Origin of the sequence: Cellulomonas septica (genome assembly GCF_012396155.1) — a bacterium.
GTDB lineage: Bacteria > Actinomycetota > Actinomycetes > Actinomycetales > Cellulomonadaceae > Cellulomonas > Cellulomonas septica.
In genome coordinates this window covers 1-2,832 of sequence record NZ_JAAXOY010000480.1, presented here as the reverse complement: position 1 = coordinate 2,832, position 2,832 = coordinate 1, and the positions used below count along the sequence as shown (strand labels likewise).

Below are 2,832 nucleotides of genomic sequence, written 5' to 3'. Positions count from 1 at the left end.
CCACGGCGGCTCGGGCACCGGTCACGGTGGCTCGGGCTCAGGCTCGGGCTCGGGTGGGTCCGGCTCCGGCTCGCCGGTCGACCCGCCGAAGACGCCGGTCGACCCGCCGTCGAACCCCGTCGACCCGCCGAAGACGCCGGTGGACCCGCCGACGGGTGGCACGCCGGGGCACGTCGACCCGCCGACGAGCCCCGTGGACCCGCCGAAGACGCCGGTCGACCCGCCCACCGGAAGCACGCCGCACGACCCGGCGACGGGTGGCGCGCCGCACGCTCCGGCGACGCCCGTCGACCCGGCGACCGGTGGTGCCCCGCACGACCCTGCGACCCCCGTCGATCCCGCGACCGGTGGTGGCTCGACGCCGCCGCCCGCGTCCGGTCCGACCGGGCCGGGCAGCTCGCCGCACGGTCCCGAGCTCAAGTTCACGGACGTCCTCGACGACGTCCTGTACGACCACGGGCTCAACCGGACCGCGTTCCGCGAGCTCATGCAGACCCGCGTCGAGGACCTCACGCGCACGCAGGTCGACACGCTGCTCGACATCCGCTCGCGCATGCCCGCGGTGTACGAGGACACGCTGCTGCAGAAGGTCATCACGCCGAACCAGGCGCTCGACATCCTGGGCACGGACGCGGCGCGGTTCTTCGACCCGGACCATCTGGCGTACGTGCGGACCCTCCCGAGCGCGCAGCTGGACAACCTCGGCGGGTTCGTGTCGCGGCTCCTCGACATCGACGGCGCGACGACGGCCCAGCTGTACCACCAGCTCGGGCTCAACTACCCGAACAGCCCGTTCACGCTGCCCGACTCGGCGCCGTACTCGCTCGCGAACGACTCCGCGTTCACGGTGCGGTACATGGCCGGCGACGGGATCGCGCCCGGAGGAGGCTCGGCGCTGCCGAGCTACGTCTACCCGGGCATCCCCGAGGGGCCGCTGCAGGCGATGGCCTCCATGCCGGACTCGCTGTACCAGATCACGGACGACGTGGCCCGGCGCGAGGCGATGTTCGACTGGGTCAAGACGCACCACCCGAGCGCCGCGTACGACGCGTCGAACGCGTTCGACGTCGACCCCAAGACGGGGACGGCGCGCGTCGGCGACGAGCGCAACCCGTTCCGCGGGAGTGGCTGGAGCGGTGCCTCGTCGGCGTACAGCCCCGAGCTCGCGTACGGACCGAACAAGATCGAGATCCCTGAGGGCGCCGAGATGTGGCGGACCGCCGCGAACGGCTCGCAGGAGCTCGTGGCCCGGTTCATCAACGACAAGTGGGTCGTCGTGCCGAAGACGGGGACGCCGTGAGAGCGGGCGCCTACGCGGAGGTCGACGGTCACGTCTACCCCGTCGTGAGCCTGCACAAGCCGGCCGTGCGCCTGCTCGCCTTCGGTCCGCAGCCGCCCGACCCTGCGTTCGAGGACGAGGGGCGCGGGCGGTGGAGCCGGCTGGTCGACCGGTCGGCCGCGTCGCGGCTGTTCTCCGTCGAGACGACCGCCCGCTGGCAGGGGCACGACGTCGTCGTCCAGCGCGTCGAGGGGGACACGGCCGTCTGGTCGTACGACCGCGACGACCTGCCGACCGACCCGCGGGTGAGCCGCATCGACCGGTTCGAGTGGCAGGGGCAGGTCCCGGTCGCCGAGCTGACCGACGCCGTCGAGGTCGAGCACGAGGTCGCGCTCTGACCCAGCGCGAGGTCGCTGTCTGATCCAGCGCGAGGTCGCGGTCTGACCGAGCGCGAGGTCGCGACCCGACCCGACGCGAGGTCGTGGTCCGACGGAGTGCGAGGTGGCGATCCGACTGCACGCGAAATCGCGGTCCGACCGAGCGCGAGGTGGCGTTCTGGCCGAACGTGCGGTGGCGGTCTGACCGAGCGTGAGATGGCGCTGGGGACGAGCGTCGCGGGGCGTGCGTCGGCGTGCCGCAGGAGCAGCAGGGCGGGGTGACGCGACACGATGGGCGCCGTGCGGGTCGGGTTCTACGTCGTCGTCGGTGGTCAGGAGTACGCGTGCGAGGCACCGTACGCGCCGGAGGTGCGCGCGCTGTCGTCGCGGTTCGACGACGACCCGGGCCGGACGGCGACGCCGTGGTCGCGCACGGAGGTCGACCGGGTGCTCCGCGTCCGGACGACCGCACGCTGGCGCGGCGTGGACGCGACGGTGCTGACGGTTCGCTCCGACGGCGTCGTCATCGGTGGCCCGTGGGGTGCGCCGGACGCCCCCGAGGTGCGCCGTCGGACGCACGGGGCGTGGCAGGCGGTGGTCGACCCGGCCGAGCTGACCGAGGTGCGGGAGCACGAGCAGGACGTCCTGCGGTGCCGGCCCCGCTGGGTGCCCGGCACGGGTCCCGAGGCGACGCGTGTCGGCGTCTACGCGCTCGTGGGCGACGACCTGCTGCCGTGCGGTGAGCCGTGGGAAGGGCTGCTGCCGGTGGGGTTCGGGCTGACCGGCGACCCCGGCGGAGGCGCGGCAACGGGGCTGAGCGGTGACCGGCTCGTCGCCGTCTCCGAGGTCCGGGCGATGGAGACGGTCGCGACGACGGCGACCTGGCGCGGTCGTCGGGTCGGCGTCGCGGTCGTCGAGGGCGACGCGGCGCTCGTGTCCGTGACCGACGGCGGGACCGAGGTCGTCGCGCTGGACGAGCTCACGGACGTGGCCGAGGAGGTGCGTGAGGCGCCCGTGCCCAGCGTGCCGGTCCGGGCGGCACCTCCGACCGTCCCCGCCCCGAGCCTGCCACCGGTCGCTCAGCCCGCGGAGCTCGCCGCCTGGGTCCGTGAGGGCGGGTCCGTGCACCGCGAGCTGCGCGACCTCGTCGCCGCCGTCTACCGGTCGGCGGACGTC

At 74.3% G+C, this 2,832-nt stretch carries 2 protein-coding genes and 1 pseudogene; all 3 read left to right on the top strand.

Annotation, left to right across the window (positions count from 1 at the left end; all coding sequences use genetic code 11):
- Positions 1 to 1,300: pseudogene (locus HGA02_RS15360) on the top strand (hypothetical protein); the annotation flags it as partial.
- Positions 1,297 to 1,677, top strand: a complete 381-nt coding sequence (locus HGA02_RS15355) for a hypothetical protein (protein ID WP_168679913.1) — start codon at positions 1,297 to 1,299, stop codon at positions 1,675 to 1,677. The pseudogene HGA02_RS15360 and the gene HGA02_RS15355, both read left to right, overlap by 4 nt.
- Positions 1,678 to 1,956: 279 nt before the next feature.
- The coding region (locus HGA02_RS15350) for a hypothetical protein (protein WP_210728643.1) at positions 1,957 to 2,832 on the top strand (876 nt) is incomplete at its 3' end.